The organism is Arthrobacter sp. S2(2024) (genome assembly GCF_036662515.1).
Classification (GTDB): domain Bacteria; phylum Actinomycetota; class Actinomycetes; order Actinomycetales; family Micrococcaceae; genus Arthrobacter.
In genome coordinates this window covers 31,202-48,980 of the sequence record NZ_JAYKZI010000012.1, presented here as the reverse complement: position 1 = coordinate 48,980, position 17,779 = coordinate 31,202, and the positions used below count along the sequence as shown (strand labels likewise).

The 17,779-nt window shown below is 63.7% G+C and carries 18 protein-coding genes and 1 riboswitch; of the genes, 6 read left to right on the top strand and 12 right to left on the bottom strand.

All coding sequences use genetic code 11. From position 1 onward, the window contains the following. Positions 1-10: 10 nt before the first annotated feature. Positions 11-123: riboswitch (SAM riboswitch) on the bottom strand. A gap of 71 nt (positions 124-194) precedes the next feature. Next, positions 195-554 (bottom strand): hypothetical protein, encoded by a 360-nt coding sequence (locus VLA65_RS18100; RefSeq protein ID WP_284991154.1) that lies wholly within the window; start codon positions 552-554, stop codon positions 195-197. 55 nt (positions 555-609) lie between these two features. Here VLA65_RS18100 and VLA65_RS18095 point away from each other — a divergent pair, with 55 nt between their 5' ends. Together VLA65_RS18095 and VLA65_RS18090 are read left to right on the top strand one after the other, a co-directional pair. Further along, positions 610-1,041, top strand: coding sequence for an Lrp/AsnC family transcriptional regulator (locus VLA65_RS18095; RefSeq protein ID WP_059389854.1), 432 nt, complete (start codon positions 610-612; stop codon positions 1,039-1,041). 159 nt (positions 1,042-1,200) lie between these two features. Next, on the top strand, positions 1,201-2,232 hold the full coding sequence (locus VLA65_RS18090) for an ornithine cyclodeaminase (protein ID WP_332603300.1): 1,032 nt from the start codon (positions 1,201-1,203) through the stop codon (positions 2,230-2,232). Between the two features lie 275 nt (positions 2,233-2,507). Here VLA65_RS18090 and VLA65_RS18085 read toward each other — a convergent pair whose 3' ends face one another. The 5 genes from VLA65_RS18085 to VLA65_RS18065 all read right to left on the bottom strand — a co-directional run bounded on the left by VLA65_RS18085 (position 2,508) and on the right by VLA65_RS18065 (position 7,262). Beyond that, complete coding sequence (locus VLA65_RS18085; RefSeq protein ID WP_059389855.1) at positions 2,508-3,035, bottom strand: cupin domain-containing protein; 528 nt, start codon at positions 3,033-3,035, stop codon at positions 2,508-2,510. Beyond that, positions 3,032-3,433, bottom strand: a complete 402-nt coding sequence (locus VLA65_RS18080; protein ID WP_284991157.1) for a PAS domain-containing protein — start codon at positions 3,431-3,433, stop codon at positions 3,032-3,034. Before VLA65_RS18080 ends, VLA65_RS18085 begins: the two co-directional genes overlap by 4 nt. Then, positions 3,430-5,178 carry a GMC oxidoreductase gene (locus VLA65_RS18075; RefSeq protein WP_332603299.1) on the bottom strand — a complete coding sequence of 583 codons (1,749 nt, stop codon included), beginning with the start codon at positions 5,176-5,178 and terminating at the stop codon, positions 3,430-3,432. Before VLA65_RS18075 ends, VLA65_RS18080 begins: the two co-directional genes overlap by 4 nt. Before the next feature lie 185 nt (positions 5,179-5,363). Beyond that, positions 5,364-5,957 (bottom strand): PRC-barrel domain-containing protein, encoded by a 594-nt coding sequence (locus VLA65_RS18070; protein WP_332603298.1) that lies wholly within the window; start codon positions 5,955-5,957, stop codon positions 5,364-5,366. 108 nt (positions 5,958-6,065) lie between these two features. Continuing rightward, the gene (locus VLA65_RS18065) at positions 6,066-7,262 is read right to left on the bottom strand and encodes an SLC13 family permease (RefSeq protein ID WP_332603297.1); all 1,197 of its coding nucleotides are present in this window, start codon (positions 7,260-7,262) and stop codon (positions 6,066-6,068) included. Positions 7,263-7,344: 82 nt separating this feature from the next. Here VLA65_RS18065 and VLA65_RS18060 point away from each other — a divergent pair, with 82 nt between their 5' ends. Then, entirely contained in the window at positions 7,345-7,830 is a 486-nt protein-coding gene (locus tag VLA65_RS18060; RefSeq protein WP_306963127.1) for a DinB family protein, read from the top strand. Positions 7,831-7,913: 83 nt separating this feature from the next. Here the strand turns inward: VLA65_RS18060 and VLA65_RS18055 are convergent, their stop codons facing one another. Next, positions 7,914-8,855 carry an aminodeoxychorismate lyase gene (locus VLA65_RS18055; RefSeq protein WP_284991252.1) on the bottom strand — a complete coding sequence of 314 codons (942 nt, stop codon included), beginning with the start codon at positions 8,853-8,855 and terminating at the stop codon, positions 7,914-7,916. A 109-nt stretch (positions 8,856-8,964) separates the two neighbouring features. On the opposite strand from VLA65_RS18055, the gene cls reads away from it, so the two are divergent. Beyond that, entirely contained in the window at positions 8,965-10,437 is a 1,473-nt protein-coding gene (gene cls / locus VLA65_RS18050) for a cardiolipin synthase (protein ID WP_284991253.1), read from the top strand. 4 nt (positions 10,438-10,441) lie between these two features. Here the strand turns inward: cls and VLA65_RS18045 are convergent, their stop codons facing one another. Then, positions 10,442-10,888: a MarR family winged helix-turn-helix transcriptional regulator gene (locus tag VLA65_RS18045; RefSeq protein ID WP_284991254.1), complete on the bottom strand. Its 447-nt coding sequence runs from the start codon at positions 10,886-10,888 to the stop codon at positions 10,442-10,444. Positions 10,889-11,000: 112 nt separating this feature from the next. Between VLA65_RS18045 and VLA65_RS18040 the strand changes: the two genes are divergently transcribed. After that, complete coding sequence (locus tag VLA65_RS18040; protein ID WP_307054900.1) at positions 11,001-12,098, top strand: FAD-dependent oxidoreductase; 1,098 nt, start codon at positions 11,001-11,003, stop codon at positions 12,096-12,098. Positions 12,099-12,119: 21 nt separating this feature from the next. On the opposite strand, the gene VLA65_RS18035 is transcribed toward VLA65_RS18040, so the two are convergent. Both VLA65_RS18035 and VLA65_RS18030 read right to left on the bottom strand, forming a co-directional pair. Then, positions 12,120-12,833, bottom strand: a complete 714-nt coding sequence (locus VLA65_RS18035) for a hypothetical protein (RefSeq protein ID WP_284991256.1) — start codon at positions 12,831-12,833, stop codon at positions 12,120-12,122. Positions 12,834-12,904: 71 nt separating this feature from the next. Continuing rightward, positions 12,905-13,369: a phage tail protein gene (locus tag VLA65_RS18030; protein WP_332603296.1), complete on the bottom strand. Its 465-nt coding sequence runs from the start codon at positions 13,367-13,369 to the stop codon at positions 12,905-12,907. 137 nt (positions 13,370-13,506) lie between these two features. Here VLA65_RS18030 and VLA65_RS18025 point away from each other — a divergent pair, with 137 nt between their 5' ends. Next, positions 13,507-15,087: an NCS1 family nucleobase:cation symporter-1 gene (locus tag VLA65_RS18025; protein WP_332603295.1), complete on the top strand. Its 1,581-nt coding sequence runs from the start codon at positions 13,507-13,509 to the stop codon at positions 15,085-15,087. Positions 15,088-15,090: 3 nt separating this feature from the next. Here VLA65_RS18025 and pabB read toward each other — a convergent pair whose 3' ends face one another. Next, complete coding sequence (pabB, locus tag VLA65_RS18020; RefSeq protein ID WP_332603294.1) at positions 15,091-17,187, bottom strand: aminodeoxychorismate synthase component I; 2,097 nt, start codon at positions 17,185-17,187, stop codon at positions 15,091-15,093. Then, entirely contained in the window at positions 17,184-17,744 is a 561-nt protein-coding gene (locus tag VLA65_RS18015; RefSeq protein ID WP_059389864.1) for a low molecular weight protein-tyrosine-phosphatase, read from the bottom strand. Before VLA65_RS18015 ends, pabB begins: the two co-directional genes overlap by 4 nt. Positions 17,745-17,779 lie beyond the last annotated feature (35 nt).

Here is a 17,779-nt window from a genome sequence, read left to right as displayed (position 1 = left end):
TGGTGCTCCTCAGTCACGCTTGCAGTTCGAAAGTGTCGATACGCCGAGTAGTCACCTGAGGCACCCCGCCGGAGAGAGGGTTGCCGACCAGCAAGTCAGGGCTTCGCGCTGGTGCTCATTACTCAAGAAGAAAAATAACATCCACGACGGCGGCCTGCATCACCGGCCGACGTCATGTTCCGTAACCGGGGGTCCTAGGACTCGGTTTCATTGGGCAGCGGTTCCAGGCTCGCCTGGATCCGGGGTGGAATGGCGTCGAACCGCGACGCTACTGCCGTAGGGGAGTGATGAAAAGTGGAACCTTGATGCTTCCGGATTTCCAGCAGTTCGTGGACGGATATCCCGGTGGCTGTGGCGAGTGCATGCAGCGAGAGGCTGTTGTGATGAGCCAAGGCAAAAACCACACCCGACAAGGCTTCGAAACCTTCTGTCTCGTAGATTTCCTTCACCAGGTTGGACATGCCATTTGCATCATCGATTGATCCCGCTGACGCACCAGTCGCCATGGCCGTCAGGGACCATGCAGCAGAGTCGGGGCTGATGTAGATGCTCATGTCGATACCCTACGGACTCAGGCCCGCTTGGGGAATGGGCGATACGTTTATCTTTATGGCAGCACTCACCGACCTTGACCGCCAGCTCCTCTCCGCTCTCCGGGAGGACGGCAGGGCCTCCGTGGCGAGCCTTGCGCGCAAGCTGGGCGTCGCCAGGGCCACCGTGAATAGCCGGCTTGAGCGTCTTGTCTCCTCGGGGACCATCGTTGGCTTCACCGCGAGGGTGCGCGACGAGGTGGATCCACTTGCGATCCGGGCCATTGCGCTCATTGCCGTGGAGGGAAGGTCGGCGGACAAGGTCATTCGCCAACTCCGCGGACTTCCCGAGATTTGGGCGCTACACACCACGAACGGCGGTTGGGATCTCGTGGCCGAGTTGCGCACGGAAAGCCTCAGCGACTTTGACCAGGTGTTGGGCAGGATCCGCGGGATCGAGGGGATCGTCAATAGCGAGACGAGCCTGCTGCTCAGTTCCGTCCTGCGATAGTCGCTTTTATGACGGACGCCTGCCGTTGATCATTGTGTGCATAAGCAGTCATCATTTTGTGCATGTTTTCAATGAAAAGTACGTACTTTGGCAATTGTGGATGCATATCGCCGCTCCGTAGCCTCGTAGCAACAGTGCTTATGAGGGAAAGGAGCGCACATGACGCGCTTTGTCGATGTCCGCAATATGGTTCGTTGGACGGCCGGACGGGGCCCGGAGACCATCATCTCGGAGATGATGCAGTACCTGGAAGACGACTTCCGGCGGTGGGAATCTTTTGACAAGACTCCGCGGGTGGCAAGTCACACGCCATTTGGCGTCATCGAGCTGATGCCCACCAGCGACCAGGAAACCTACGGCTTCAAGTATGTAAACGGACACCCCTCGAATCCCGCGCGCGGCTTCCAGACCGTGACAGCTTTCGGTGTCCTGTCCGACGTCCACAACGGCTACCCGACGTTCCTTGCGGAGATGACAGTGCTGACAGCGTTGCGGACGGCGGCCACGTCCGGCATGGTCGCTAAGAAGCTCGCGCGCCCCGATGCCCGGATCATGGCGATGATCGGAACCGGAACCCAATCGGAGTTTCAGGCGCTGGCCTTCCGGGCGGCCCTGGGTATAAACAGTGTGAGGATCTGGGACACGGACCCGGCAGCGATGGAGAAGTTCGTCCGGAACATGGCTCCCCTCGGCTTCGACATCACCATCGCAGACTCGGCGGCCCATGCAGTGGAGGGCGCCGACGTCGTCACCACATGCACGGCGGACAAGGCCAATGCCACGATCCTGACAGCAGACCAGGTTTCGCCCGGAGTCCACATCAACGCGATCGGAGGCGATTGCCCAGGGAAGACCGAACTCGACGCTGCCATCCTGGAACTCGGTGACGTCTTTGTGGAATACGATCCCCAGACGAGGATTGAAGGCGAGATCCAGCAAATGTCCGCCGATTTTCCCGTCACCGAATTCTGGCAGGTCCTGGGCGGGCACGCGCCGGGCCGGACCTCCAAGGACCAGATCACGATATTCGATTCCGTGGGCTTCGCGATCGAGGACTTTTCCGCCTTGAGGTATCTCCGCGACGCCGTCGAGGGTTCGGAATTCTTCGAGGAGATTGACCTCGTCGCTAACCCCGATGACCCCAAGGACCTCTTCGGCCTGGTGCGGGAACTGTCGCCGATCGGCTCCTGAGATGCCCAACTGGTCCCCACCGCCACCCTCGCCTCGCAAGTCCCCGTCGGCTCCCAGCCTTCGCAAGCTCAGACAGGGACCCTCGCCGGCGGGGCCCCACGGCCAGGGAACCCGGGCGGCGTGGGCCCACGCATTTGTTGTCGTTTTGGAGCCTCTAAACGACAACTACTGCTAGTCAGTTGGGTGGGAGAAGCCTGGTGCGCCGGCCCCAGAACCGGCGCACCAGACGTTTTATCCGGGCATCCCGCCTGCCCAGCCCATCCCGCCGGCCCCGGCTACACCACCGCCAGGCGCAGGATCAGCTCGGCATGCCCGGGGAACCTCATGACGAGCGACTCGATGTCCCGTGCCGTTGGTTTCGCGGAGTCCGATCTCTCGTATCCCGGTGCGAGGCTGCAGCTCACCAAGGCGAACCCCGGCCCGGCCAACTCGGCACCGAACCAGGTGGAGTTCGGGGCAACTCCTTGCAACATCTCGCCTGCTTCCGGATCCGGCCCCAACAAGGCTTCGGTATAGCCAAAGTCCTGAAGTCCGAGCTCCCGGGAGAAGACGTGCAGCCTGATCGGTGTCCCCACGTGGAAGAACCACAATTCGTCCTGCTTGAGGGCGTGCAACTGGAGGACCTCACCCGCCTCCAGCAGGTACCAGTTGGAACTGTAGAGCGGATGGTCGACGCCGAAACGCGGAGGCAGCGCCGATCCGGCGATGTCCTCGTTGCTCACGAGCGCGGGCGCGAACCAGCCGCCCACGCTAGCGGGGGACATGTCCAGCCGTTTGATCCAGTCCTCTGCGAATCCACTCATGTGACCGGGTCCTTCAGTGAGAAGCAGACGGTGATGCCGATGATGTCCTTGCTGCCCGGGGTCCGCAGCAACCCCTTTTGGGTCACGATGTCCACATTCACCATGCCGCCCTCCTTGCTGGGGACGGCGATGGTCTCGTGGAAGTTGAGCAACGGCTTTCCGCTCGCCATTACTTCCTTGTCGTGCGCAACGTGTTCCGCGCGCGAGTCCTGGTGCCCGATCAGCTCCGACTTATCCATGCCCACCAGGTCCGCGAAGTTCTGGTTGACCCACAGGAAGACCGAATTCGCGTCCTTCACCACCCAGTACACGCCGTCCTGCCTGTCCAGCACATCGGCGGCACTCATAGGCGGAACCGTGGGAAGGAGCGCCGGGTCCAGCGCCGGGGCGACAGTCATGGCGCTGCCGCCGCTCCGCCGTCGGCCTCGAGTCTTTCGGCGAGGTCTTGCGCCAAGGCGACCATTGTCATGGTCGGGTTCCACGAACCGCCGGTGGGCCAGAGGCTGCCGCCCGTGACAAAGACGTTCTGCACGCCGTTGAGTCGGTAGTCGATTCCGACGACGGCGTCCTCCTCTTCGCCGATCGGCAGGCTCGAGCTTTCGTGGACCAATCCCGGAACGCGGCGCTCCGGGATGGCGGGACGCTCGGCACCCCAGGTTCCTTCGTCGGGATCTCCGTGCCAGTATTCGACCCGCTCCGCGCCTGCCGGGGAGAGGACCCGCTCCAGCATCTGGAAGGTTCCCTCGTCCATGGTGTCCCAGGTGTCGTCGTCGGTGGCGTTGGCCAACACCTGCAAGGTGACGTTGCAAGTGGGGTCCGCTCCGCCGGAAAGCCGCAAGTGGTTCTCCGGGTTGCTTTCGTCCAGTTCGCCGAGGACGGCGCAGATGAACACCAGGTAGTCCTCCGAGGACCGCAGCTGCGCGAGCGAAGCCGTGGCGACGACGTCGGGGGCGTAGCGTTCGGACTTCTGGGCGTTCTTGTCCGGGCAACGGTCCGAGAGGACCGAAAGCTGGACGTGGTACTGCATGCCGGCCGGGCTCTTGCCCGCCAAATAGATGGCCGCCAGTTCCAGCTCGCCGAGTTGTCCGCTGAAATCAAAATCCTCGCGGGGAACCCTGGCCACCACCGAGGTGATGAAGTGGGCGCTGAAATGCCCGCCGGCCCCCTGCACCTGCGGGAAGGAATTGAGGACCAGCGTTGCCGGCGGAAGCGTGCCCATGGCCAGGACCAGGTTGGCGTTGCCGACGTTCACTACGCCGCGGTTGGTGTTCAACGCGGTGGCCCGTCCGTCCTGCTGGAACACGCTCAACACGGTGCAGTCCGTGACCATGCGAAGAGCCGCGCCCTTGCCTTGGGCCTCAAGTCCTGCTTGCTTGTCCGTCAGTTCAAGGAGGACTGCCGGCGTCGAGAACTTCGCGAAGTCCACGCCCGACGTCGCGCCGGTCGCCGCAGCGAGCGGTGCGGGCATGCTGCGGGTGGCGGAATCGATCTTGTGCAGGCCTGCCTCAAGCCGTTCCTGGAGGGCTTTCTGCATGATTCCGTAGACCGGCCGGGTGTCGTTGATGAGATCGACGACGTCGGCCGACCGGCCGGCGTCGATCTGGTCCGCCGAAACCACGTTCAGGAGGTCTTCCGCGGACGTGAAGTGCGACTTGGCGGCGTCCATCACTGCCCGCGGCCAGCCCCGCATTTCATCTTCCTCGGGGCGGGGGCACCATGCGCTCCACATGATGCTTCGTCCGCCGTAGAAAGGGACCATGCCGTGCTGCCACGAAATCTTGCCCGGCGGCTGGGTGGCGGTGGCAGCTGCCAAGGTCCACGGGAAGGTCTCCGAGAGGCCTCCCAGGGTCTCCTTGTAGGGCAGCGGCAGGTTCTGGAAGTGCTGCGGCAAGAAAAACGGACCCCGTTCAATGATCAGGATCCGTGCGTGCGGGTTGACTGTCAGTGTCCGCTCGGCGAAGGCGTAGGCGCAGAACCCACTGCCGATGACGATGTGGTCGAATTGTTCCTCTTCGCGGACTTTTTTCCATTCCCCCTCGGAGAGGAAGAAAACGTGATCCATGACTTTCTGGGGCGAGGGATCCTGGGGTCCGGGCGTGGGAAACCCGTGATTGAAATTCTGGGACGAAGAAACTGCACTCATAACGATGCCCTCCATCAACTTTGCTGATTCCACGGCACCGTGAAACCAGGTGCCCACTGGGCCTAGAGGCAGATCACCCTTCCCCAGCAGAGTTCACGGGACTAGTTAACTACTGCCGCCATGGCGGCACAATAGAGTTCGGTGAGGATCACGGTCGGCGGCTGAAATCCGCCGGCAAGCCGCGGCTATTGAAGGTCTTCCGGTTCCGGTGGGGGCCCAAGTGGCCCGGGTGTCCGATGCGGCGGGGGCGGGCCGGGATGCGGCGGTCGGGGTACATGTTTGTGCAGGTGCGGCGGATGCGGGGCTGGGTGTGGCGGGCCACCGTGCGGCGGATGCGGGGCACCGTGCGGGGCTGGGTGAGGCGGACCGCCGTCGGGCTCGGTCTCCCCAGCCGAGGCTTCAGGCACCGTCCCGGCTTCCTCGGGATCGGTTCCCGTGGCGGCATCGTTGGATTCCTCCGCCGCGAGCCCGTAATAGCTGTAGAGTTCCTGTTCCTGCGTCTCCGTGATCACGCCGCGGTCGCTCTCGATGCGCGGGCCGTTCTTCACTTTGTCCTTGGCAAAGGCCACCCTGATCACTGAATTCTCAATGCTGGCTCCGGAAAGCGGGGCGAAAGACTCGGACATGCCGAACAAGCCGGTCCGCACGGTGACGAACACAGGATCCCCGGAATCACCGCTTGTGAAGACCTGTTCCACTGAACCGATTTTCTCCCCGGCGGCGTCTACCACAATCCCTCCGTTGAGGACGATGTTGTCGATGTCCTGCAGGCTGAGCATGATGCAGATCCTTCTCGAATCGGGGTTCCGGCGGTACCGGCCAAGCTGTTCTACATTCTGTCCTGAATCTTCGCGCCCGGCGACAGGGTCCGTCTCTGCCGAACGCACTCACTGGCCAGCGATTGCCAGCACTGCCACCGCTGCGAACACCGTCAGAGGCGCAACAATCAGGCCGAAGATCGCATAGCCCTTCCACGTAATCAGCACATTCATGCGCATGAGCCGATCGTGCCACAAAAGGGTGGCCAAGGAGGCCCACGGTGTGATGATCGGGCCCGCATTGACTCCGATCAGCAAGGCCGCCATCCGCACAGGCGACCCGGCCAGCGGTTCTGCCAGCAGGTACGCAGGCAAATTGTTGAGGACATTGGAACCGGCGGCGCCCGTCGCGGCAAGCCGAACCAGATCCATAAAGCCCTGGCCTTGTCCGGCCAGCTGACTCAGCAACACGGGAGCCCCCAGATGCCTGGCTGCTTCCATCACCAGAAAGAGGCCGGAAGCGAACAGCAACAAGGACCATGGAATCAGCGACACCTTGAGAACCCGCGGGCGCCGTAACGCGAACACCACACCAAGAACCACTGCACCGGCCAGGGCCGGGATCCAGACCGGGACCCCGGACACCAGCGCGGGTAACAGCAGCGCCAGCACCACGGCGCTGCACGCGAGCAGGACCCGGTCCGCCGTAGGCCTGGAATCAGCCCCGGCCGGCTGATCCGGCCTGATCCGTCCGACCGGGATCCGTGAATAGCGGTTGCGCAGATCCCGCCGGAAGACGACGGCGATGAACAGCAGGGGTACGACGACGGCGGCAAGCGAAGGAGCCCACATCAGGCCGGCAAACCCGCCCGGAGTAATACCGCCAAGGCTGTGCTGGGCCAGAAGGTTGGTCAGGTTGGAAATGGGCAGCAGCAGGCTTGCCGTGTTGGCCAGCCACACCGTCGTCAGCGCGAAGGGCAGGGCCGGCAGTCCGGCTTGCCGCGTCACGCTGACCACCACGGGGGTCAGCAGCACCGCCGTCGTGTCCAAAGAGAGGAAGACGGTACTCAGCGTCGCGAATGCCGCCAGTAACAGCCACAAAAGAATGCTGTATCCGCGGCCCCAATAGCGGAGCCGGCGGGCCGTCCAAAGGAACACTCCGGCCTCACTGCACAGCTCAGTAACAACCGTCATCGCGACGACAAACAGCAGAATCGGCGCCACCCGATCCACAAGTGCCACTAGATCGGTGAAAGGCAGGGCGCCGGTGGCGATCGCCACGGCTCCGGCCACAAGGAGGACCGCTCCAATGATCGCCAGACGCATGAACGGAGTCTATTCCCCGGCTAAGCTCGGATCACGTCGATACTGACTGAATCCCTGCTTGACGGAAAACAGAGGTGCAACCGTGACGCTTGCCGAAGACAACCTCAACCAGCCAATTCGCATCCAATTCGAGGCATTCATCGATGAGCACCGGCGCGCGCTCAATGAATGCTTGAACGGGTTGACGGAGGAACAGGTCCGGCGGTCATTGGTGCCGTCCCGGACCACCCTGCTGGGCCTCGTAAAACATGCGACCTTCGTGGAGAAGGTCTGGTTCGACGAAGCCATCACGTGCCGTTCGCGCGCGGAGATCGGCATCCCTGCGACGCCGGATGAATCTTTTATCCTCGACGACGGCGACACCATCGCTTCAATCCAGCAGGCACACCGCGAGGCATGCGAAGCATCGCGCCGGGCGTCATCGTCCTTGGGGCTCGACGACATGCTCAACGGCAACCGACGCGGCCCGCTCCCGCTGCGCTGGGTGTACCTCCACATGCTGCGCGAGCTTGCGCAACACTGCGGTCACGCGGACATCCTGCGGGAACAAATCACCGCACCCAAGTGACTCGCAACAGATGTCGTTTAGGGCGCTCTAAACGACATCTACTGCTAGTTAGTTGGGCAGGGGAGCCAGTTGGCGCGAAAACCCTACTCGATCCCCGCGAACAGCTCGTTCAGCTCGGCCGTCAGCTGTTTGCGCATTGCCGGCGTGCCAATCTCCCTGCCATCCACGTGGTTGACGGGCGCGATGAGCCGGATGCTCGAGATCAGCCACACCGCGTCCGCGTCGAACAGGTCTTCCGGGACCAGCGGGCCGTAGCCGAGCTCCCAGCCCGCTGCCTTCGCTTTGGCGAAAAGCGCGTCTTGGGACGTGCCGGGCAGGATGCCGCTGTCCAGCTGCGGAGTGATGAGGCGCTTGACCGTGCGCGCCGAGCCGGCGCCGTCGTCGACCGTTTCGACGTGGGCCAGCAACACCGTGGAGGTCGGGCCCTCCAGGACGCGGCCGTCCGTTGACGTGAAGATTGCGTCGTCCGCACCTTGCTTGTGCGCGTAGCGCAGCGCGGCCATGTTCACCGCGTAGGAGAGCGTCTTGGCGCCGAGCAGCAGCCAGGGGGCGCGGTCGCCCGCCTCCGTGTCAAAGCCACGGTCAAGGAGTACGACGTCGATGCCCGTCTCGCGCTGCCGGCGACTGCCCGCGGGGGACGGCGAAGCCTGGATCCAGCACGTGGGAGTCGAGGCCCCTTCCACCCCGCGCGTCACCAGCAGCTTGACCACTACCTCGTCTTCGGCCGGGCTCGGCGCGGGGAAGGCGTCCCGGAATTCGGTGATCGCGGTGTCGATCGCCCGGCGCCAGACGTCCTGTTCGGGAATGTTGAGGTCCAGTGCGCGGGCTGAGCTCTCTAGCCTGTTCAGGTGCGCTTGCACCTTGCGCGCACGGCCCTCGACGGCGAGCAGCGACTCGAAGACGCCGTCGCCCCGGGTGGCGCCCAGGTCGGTTGCCATGAGTTGAGGCTGGCTGGAATCGGCGACGCGGCCGTTTTCGAACGCTGGATCCAGGAAAACGAGGACCGTCGAGGCAGGTAAAGTCATGCTTCCAGCTTAGTGCTGGCCCACAGGACGAACAGTCGCGAGCGGTGCGCCAGATAGGCTGGGCTGACTGTTGGTTCTTTGACTAACTATTCGATCGTGGGGGTGTGGGGTGCTGTTTCCTTTTCAGTTCGGGGTTGAGTGGACCTGGCTCCTCAGCGCGTGGGCCGTCGTCGAGATTATCCTGAGGGTCGTGCTGCTGGGCGTCATCCCCGGTAACCGCCGCCCCACCACGGCCATGGCGTGGCTCCTGGCCGTCTTCCTCGTTCCCTCCGTCGGCTTCGTCCTGTTCCTGTTGTTCGGCAATTTCCGCTTGTCCCGCCGTCGTCGTGAACAGCAGGAGGAAGTCAACGATCGGGTGCGTGCAGGCACGTCGGCGCTCGCCGACGTCGTCAGCACGTACTCGGGACCCGAATGGGTGACGTCGGCCGGTGAACTGAACCGGCGGCTGGGATCCTTGCCGATGGTGGACGGCAACTCCGTGGAGCTCTTCCCCGGCTACGAAGAGTCCATCAAAGCCATGGCGGAAGCGGTCAAGGGGGCCAAGAAGTTCGTCAACGCGGAGTTCTACATCATGAGCAGCGACTCAGTCACGGACGAACTGCTCACCGAGTTGGAACAGGCAGCCGCGCGCGGCGTCAACGTCCGCCTTCTGTTCGACCACATCGGCACGCTGCGGATTCCCGGCTACCGAAAGCTGGTCCGCAGGCTCAAGCGCGGCCAGATCCAGTGGCGCCGCATGTTGCCGTTGTTGCCAATCCACGGCCAGTGGCGCCGTCCGGATTTGCGGAACCACCGGAAAATCCTGGTGATCGACGGCGAAATTGCCTTCACGGGTTCCCAGAACCTGATTGAGCCCTCCTACAACAACCCCAAGCACCGACGCGCCGGGCGCAAATGGGTGGAGCTTATGGCGCGGATGGAGGGGCCGATCGTTGCGACCCTCAACGTCGTCTTCGCCACCGACTGGCTGAGCGAAACCGACGAATCCCTCGAACATCAACTGCAAGTCGCGGTCCAGGCAACACCCGGCAGGATGACCGCACAGGTGGTTCCGAGCGGCCCGGGGTTCGTCACGGAAAACAACCTCCGCCTGTTCAATACGCTGATCTACTCGGCCCAGCACCGCATCTCGATCTGCAGCCCGTACTTCGTGCCCGACGATTCCCTGCTGTACGCCATCACGACGGCGGCCCAGCGTGGCGTCGACGTGGAACTTTTCGTCTCCGAGAAGGGCGACCAGTTCCTGGTCCACCATGCGCAGCGGTCCTACTACGAGGCGCTGCTGGAAGCCGGGGTACGGATCTACCTGTACCGCGCGCCGTACGTCCTGCACGCCAAGCACTTCACCATTGACGAAGAAGTGGCCGTCCTCGGTTCCAGCAACATGGACATGCGTTCCTTCTCGCTCAACATGGAGGTGTCCGTGATGCTCCTGGGCGCCGAAGCCGTGGACAGTATGCGCTCCGTGGAGTCGAGCTACAGGGAAATGTGCCGCGAGCTGACCCTGGAGGGCTGGTTGCACCGGCCGATGCTTGCCAAATACGTGGACAATGTAGCGCGGCTTACGGCGACCCTACAGTAGGGACTCAGTCCTCGCAGGCCTCGTCCGCAGGTTCGCCGTGGATCCTCGACAGCAATCCATGGAGTTGCTGGAGCTCATCAGCGGAGAATCCCGCAAAGGCCTCCTGCTCGACGTCGGCCACCGCAACTTCAATGGACGCCACCGCGCGTTTGCCTTCCGCGGTGATTTCTACGATATGACGACGGCGGTCCGCGGGGTCCCGGCGTCGTTCCGCCAGCCCTTGGCGCTCAAGGTCGTTCAGGACCGCTACTAGTCCGCTCGCGTCGATGGAGAGAGCATCGATCAGGCCCTGCTGACTGAGCGGGCCGGACTCGTCAAGCCGGCACAGCAGCACGGCATGCCTCGGGCTGAGCCCGGAGGAGTCCAGCGCTTGGCGGAGGCGCGTATTCATGATGCGCCCGTGACGCGCAAGGAGGAACCCCAGTTGCTTTCCCGCTGCCGAAGAACTCATCAGGAAAATCTTATCACTGAGGAAATTATTGATAACCAACAATCGTTGTCATTCATAAACGATCTGGGCGGCACAAGCCGCGCAGCGTGAGCTTTCTACCGAGGGAGTTGCCATGAATGACCAGGCTCAGCACCCCACTGTGGTGGTTATCGGCGGAGGCTACGGCGGGATTTCCGTAGCCAAGGCGTTGGACGAACACGCGACGGTTACCTTGGTGGAACCCAAGGACGCTTTCGTACACAACATTGCGGCCCTCCGATCTGTGGTCCAAACCGATTTCCTGCCGCGGATGTTCCTTCCCTATGACCGCCTGTTGGCGCATGGAGAGGTACTCCGGGACCGCGCTGTCCGGGTGGACGGGCACACGGTCGAGCTGGCTTCGGGTGCCAGCCTGGCGCCGGACTACCTTGTCCTCGCCAGCGGTTCCAGCTACCCCTTCCCGGCCAAAAGCGATCGAATGGTCACCAGCGACGCCATCGCCCGCTACCAAGCCGCACATGACGACCTCAAACGTGCAGACAGGGTGATGCTGCTGGGCGCCGGGGCGGTAGGCCTTGAGTTCGCAGGCGAGATCGCGGCGGCATGGCCGGAGAAGGACATCGTGATGGTAGATGTGGCGGCGGACATCCTTCCCGGGCCCTACGATCCACGGCTGCGGATTGAGGTCAACCGGCAGTTGGATGAACTCGGCGTACGCCGGATTCTGGGAAGCCCGTTGGTGCAGTTGCCTCCTGTTCCTGCGGGTGAATTTGCCACCTTTACCGTCAACACCGCGGACGGTACCGCCATCCAGGCGGACATTTGGTTCCGCTGCTATGGAATAGCCCCGCAGACGGACTATGTGGCGGGAGGCCTCCTTGCCGCGCGGAACGCCGAGGGATACCTTGACGTCACCCCCGAACTCCGCGTTGCGGGCTTCGAGAACGTCTACGCTTTGGGCGACATTTCGGCGATCGACGTGAACAAAGCGGGCGTCGCGGGTCGCGAGGCCGCAGTGGTTGCCAAGAACATCCAAGCCCAGATCGAAGGCTCCACGGATCTGGCCGCTTACACGCCGTCGAAGCCCGTCATCATCCTTCCGTTGGGACCGTCCGGCGGCTCGGGACAACTGCCCGACGGCGAGATCGCCAGCCCGGAGCTGATTTCCCAGATCAAGGGCCAACACATGATGATCGACCGCTATGTCGAAATGTTGAACCTCGGCGCTTGAGCTGTCCGCTTCCGCTGACTGCTAGCCGAGGACGGCGTTGACGAGTTTGACCAGTTCCGCCGCGGAGTCCGCGGTGACAGTGGCGCCCGTCTTGATCGCTGTGGCTCCGAGATTGCCTTTCACACCGGTCACGGTCAGTGTGGTCACCTTCTGGCCCGACGGCAGGACCTGGGTGCTCAATGCTCCCGTTGACTGGTCCCCGCTGGTCTTCTGCGGCAACGGCTGGGTCTGGGTAGTGACCTTCTGCCCGCCCACCTCGATCGTGAAGGTGGAACACTGCGCCAGGGCATCAGCGGATTTCTTCGTCTGGCCGGCCAGGACGGCGGGGTCCTTCACCGCCAGGGCGGTGATCACTGTGACGGACTTATCCGCCGCCGAAATGCTCTCCCCTGCCGCATACGTCGCACCGTCCGGGACTTGCGCGTTGGTGTTCGCCAACGCTGCGCACGCCGGGGGTGTGATGACGGCGGACGCGAGCATCTGCTTCGCCGCGATGATGCCTTGATCGAGCTGCGCGGCAGGCACCACGGTCAAGGGCTTGCCCTGGTCATCCTTCAACTGCGCGACGATCGACGCAAGTTCCTCGTTGGTGTACGCCTTCGGTGTAGGAGTTGGTGTTGGTGTCGGTGTCGAGGAAGAAGCGGCGGCGTTGCCCGGATTTGCGGGACCTCCGCAGCCGGTCAACGCCAGTACGCCAGCAAAGAGAATCCCGAGCGGTGCGAGCATTTTTTTCATGTGTAGACCCCAATTTTTGTGGCGGCACGGCCTTCCCGGTGGTAGCGCCGGCTTCGCGCACATGTGGTGGTTCAGTACTCGCCCTTGATCACGAAGTAGGAGCCGCGGATGACGCCTGCCAGCTTCGACTTCTGGCGAGCGAATTTGAAGCGTGACGCCAGTTCTTCCGGAATCTCCATGCCGTCCGAGAGCTTGAATCCGACAGCCCGCTTCCCGTCGGCCTCGATGCTGTACATAACGTTGACCGACAACCCGGACTCGTAGAAGACGTAGGCCATCCGCAAACCGTCGACGTCGAAGGCGGTTGCTTCCAGCGGGCGGGAGCTGATGACGATGTCACGCTCCTCCTTCAGGATGCGGCTCACGCGCTCGACGACTTCCGGAACCTCGCCGGCAGGGCTCACTGTGAAGACGTGGCCGTACTTGTTCCGGTAGTAGCGGCCCTCGTTGGCGCGCAACCCGGCAAGCGCCTCGGCAACGGGAGACGATTCCAGTCCGACGGTAGAGACATTCTCGAAGTCAACGATGTACGGCATGCACCCTCCTGGTAAGACGTAGTGGGACCAATGCTAACGTGACGGCGTGCGGGCACTACCAAGGGGGCTTTCCTTCGCGCCGCAATGGGGCGATTCTGGAATTCCAAGCATGTTTGGAAGCGTTCTTCGGAGGCGTCATGGCGCGGAAAAACGAGTCCCCGGCTGTGCAGGCACCGCCCGAGCCGGGAGACGAATACCCTGAGAAAGTCCGGATCCTCGCCGAAGGCCGATTGGTCAGCGACAGGCTGTGGAACGCGGACCTCGCACCCGCCCGGCAACGCAACTGGAGGGTCCGCAGCCTCTTCGCCCTGTGGATGTGCGACGTCCACAGCATCGCCGGTTACACTTTCGCGGCCGGCCTCTTCATCACGGGACTGGTGGGCTGGCAAGTCTTCCTGGCCCTGGTCCTCGGCATTACGCTGGTCTACTTCCTCATGAACTTCGCCGGGACGGCCGGGCAGAAAACGGGCGTACCGTATCCGGTCTTGGCTCGGATGTCCTTCGGCCTGTTCGGCGCCAACCTGGCTGCCCTGATCCGGGCACTCATCGCCATCGCCTGGTACGGCATCCAGACCTGGCTCGCTTCGGAAGCCGTGCTGGTACTGCTGTTTTCCGTGTGGCCCCAGTTGACGTCGCTCGACGGTCCGGACGTGCCCCGCCTCCTTGGCCTGACGCCGCTTGGTTGGGCGGCTTTCCTGGTCCTCTGGGCGGTCCAGCTGCTGGTCATCCGGCGCGGCATGGAGACGGTCCGGAAGTTCCAGGATTGGGCGGGCCCTGCAATCTGGGTGGCCATGTTCGCGCTCGCAATCTACATCCTGACGCAAGCGGGCAACAAGTTCAGCCTCTCGATCCCCGGCGTCGCGCCCTTGGACGGCCCGGCAGCCCTGACCCAGTTCTTCTCTGCCATCGCCCTCACAGTCACCTACTTTGCCGCGCTTCTCCTGAACTTTTGCGATTTCTCCCGGTTCGCACCAGACCGGAAGACCATCCTGCGCGGCAACTTCTGGGGCCTGCCCGTGAACTTCATCGCGTTCGCCCTGGTCACAGTGGTGGTCACAGCCGGTGCGGCGTCCTACTTCTCCGCAGACCAGTACCGCGGGCAGGACATGTTCAAGGTCATCACCGATCCCGTGGCGATCGTCCAGGCGATCAAGAATCCGTGGATCACCATCATCGCCGCCGTGACGTTCGTGGTGGCCACGATCGGCATCAATGTGGTGGCCAACTTCGTTTCGGCCTCCTACGACCTCGCCAACGTGGCCCCGCACAGGATCGACTTCCGCCGCGGCGGCCTCATCAGCGCGGTGTTGGCAATCGTGATCCTGCCCTGGAACCTCTTCAGCAGTCCCGTAGTGATCGTGTACTTCCTGGGCGGCCTGGGCGCGCTTCTCGGTCCGCTGTTCGGGGTCATCTTCACGGACTTCTTCCGCATCCGGCACCAGCGGTGCAAGGTCTCGGACCTGTACCACGAGGACGAGAAAGGCCTCTACTTCTACACCAAGGGCTGGAACCTCAAGGCCATTGCGGCGCTGGTCCCTGCCGCCGTCGTCGCAGGTGTTTTGGCCCTGGTCCCGGCCCTGCAGACATTCCTGCCGGGAGGCTCGGGCCTGGGCCCGTATTCATGGTTCGTGGGGGCCATCCTGGCCAGCCTGATTTACTACACGATCACCCGCAACGATCCCCGGACGGTCCGCGCCCGAACGGAGGAACACGACTGACGCTCAGATAGTGGGAAACTCCGCGCCCAGGGCGGAGAGCACGCCGAACGCCTTGGTCCGGATTTCCTCGTATTCGTCCTGGGGTGTCGAGTCCGCTGTGATGGCGCCCCCGACGCCGAGACTGAGCGTGCGTCCGCCGTTGCCGTCGGGACCCATCACCAGGGTCCGGATCACGACGGCGAGATCGGTCGCCGCATTGAGCGAAAAGTACCCGATCGCGCCGGAGTAGACCCCGCGCGGTCCGGACTCCAAGCCGTCAAGGATGTCCATGGTGCTGATCTTCGGGGCGCCCGTCATGGAGCCGGCAGGGAACGCGGCCGCCACGGCCTCGGCCCGCGGTGCTCCAGGCCGCAGCCGGGCGTCGATGGTGCTCACCATCTGGTGTACCGTCGCGTAGCTTTCCACCGCGCACAACCGGCTGACGGTCACCGACCCCGGCACGGCGAAGTGGCTGAGGTCGTTGCGGAGCAAGTCCACGATCATGATGTTCTCGGCACGGTCCTTGAGCGAGGATTCAAGGCCACGGCGCAGCGCCTCGTCGATGACCGGATCGTTGGCCCGCGCCCTGGTGCCCTTGATGGGCTCGGCCCGCATGCCGCCGTCGGAAGTTATCCGCAGGAAGCGTTCCGGCGAAGTACTCGCGACCGTCAGATCACCGAACCGCAAGTAACTAGCGAACGGCGCCGGGTTGCGCTTGCGCAGCGCGAGGTAGCTCTCCCACGGGTCCAGCCCGGGATCCGGGGCGGTCACCGTGGTGGTCAGGCAGACTTCGTACGTGTTGCCCTCGGCAATCTGGTGCTGGGCCTCGGTGATTTTGCTTTTGTACTCGTCCTCGGTGTCGCGGCTGGAGAACTCAAGCGCCATGGCGGAACTCCCGACGGCGGGATCCCCGGCCGAGTGCCTCGGCGCACTTTCGGGTGCCGACGCCGCGGACAGCACGGCCTCGCGGGCAAGCCCAAGCCATTCGCCGGCGTCGGGAGCGTCGATGGCGAGCAGCCAGACCGCAGCCTCACGGTGGTCGATCACCACAGCCCGTCCGGCAAAGAGCAGCGCCGCATCCGGAGTGCCGGCTTGGACATCGCTGCCACCGGTCTCCCGCTTCAGTTCATAGCCGAGATACCCCAGCCAACCGAGCGTGAATTCGCAGTCATAGCCTTCCGGTGCCCTCAAGGCCTTGCGGCCCCACACGGTGTCCAGCCACCGGAAGAAGGGACCTGTGGTCACCGCGGTGGCGCATCCGGCGCTGAGGCGGGTGGTTCCGGAGCTGTGCATCACAGACTGACCGAAGGAGCCGTCGTCGTCCGCGAGGATACTGAAGCGGCTCCGCTCCGCCGCGGCGTTGGGGGACCCGGCGTTGGAGGAACCGGCGTCGTCGACTGTGCCCCTGTTGGAGGCCGCATTGGAGGAATCGAGCCAGACGGCGTTGGCGGAGTGGGCATAGAGCGCGTGGAACAGCGCTGCGGCGTCCGGCGTGGCGTCGATCCGTTCGGCCTTGAGCTGCAATCCGCGGCGTGCCGAGAGCTCGGGAGCCAGCACGGGGGAGAGCGCAGGGAGGTAGTTCAGCGCCTGCAGGGCATCGTCCGGGGCATTGCCGTCTGCCCGATTCAGTACCCTGACGTCAATGTGGTCGAGGACCTGGTCGGTCTCCAGCCATTCGTCCTCCTGCGCTGCCCAGCTGTCCCAGAACGGTTCGTAGCTGCTGCCGTCCCGGGCCATGGCACGGTGCCGGCGGTCGTCGTCGGGAGCGTCCACCCAGACCACGGCGTCCAGCATGGGCCGGGCGGCACTCGCGGCTGCACCGACGCCCTCGACGATGACGATTTCGGCAGGCAGGGTGACGTGGCTGCGGCCGTCGTAATGTTTCTCCCAGTCCCAACTGACCCACTCGGCGGCGTCGCCGCGGCGCAACGGTGCCAAGACCGTGGTGACGTACCGCTCGATACCCGCGGCGAGGCCGTTCCAGCCCGGATAGATATCTTCGAGATGGAACAACGACACCTTGTGATGCATGCGGAGGCGGGCGGCTAGTTCGACGGCGAGAGTGGTCTTTCCCGCGCCGGACCGGCCATCGATGGCGATGATCACGGGTGCTGGGGTCATGAAATAGAGCGTACCTGCTGCGGGTCGTGGTGCTGTCCGTGCTGCCTGGCGGCGAGGGCGTCCCGGGTGTGCGCGACGATCCCGGGGACGGCCGCGCGGATGAGGTCCCAGGTCACGTCGAAATCGTGGTGGCCCCCATACCAAGGATCCTCGATGCCCAGGTCCAGGGTGCTCCGGCCGGCAACGGCTGGGTCGAAACTGCGCAGCATCCGGATCTTGGCGAGGGTTTCCGAATCCGGCGCGGCCTCGTGCAGCCAGCCATAGTGATCCACGTCGAGCGCCAAAATCAGGTCCCGCTCCCGGAACCACTCCTGGCGCCAACTCCTGGCAATGTGGCCTTCGGAGCGGATGCGGTGGGCCGAAAGGACGCGGGCTGCGCGTGGATCGATGGGATGTCCGGCCTCATAGGATGTAGTCCCCGCGGAGTCCACAACAACCGCTCCACCAAGCCCTCCGGCGTCGAACGCTTCAGTCAACATCAGTTGCGCCATGGGTGAGCGGCAGATGTTTCCCGTGCAGACGGTGATGATGCGGTATGGGCTCGACGCTGAGTACATGGAGCAAGCATGGGGGATGCCACCCCGTCTTGGCT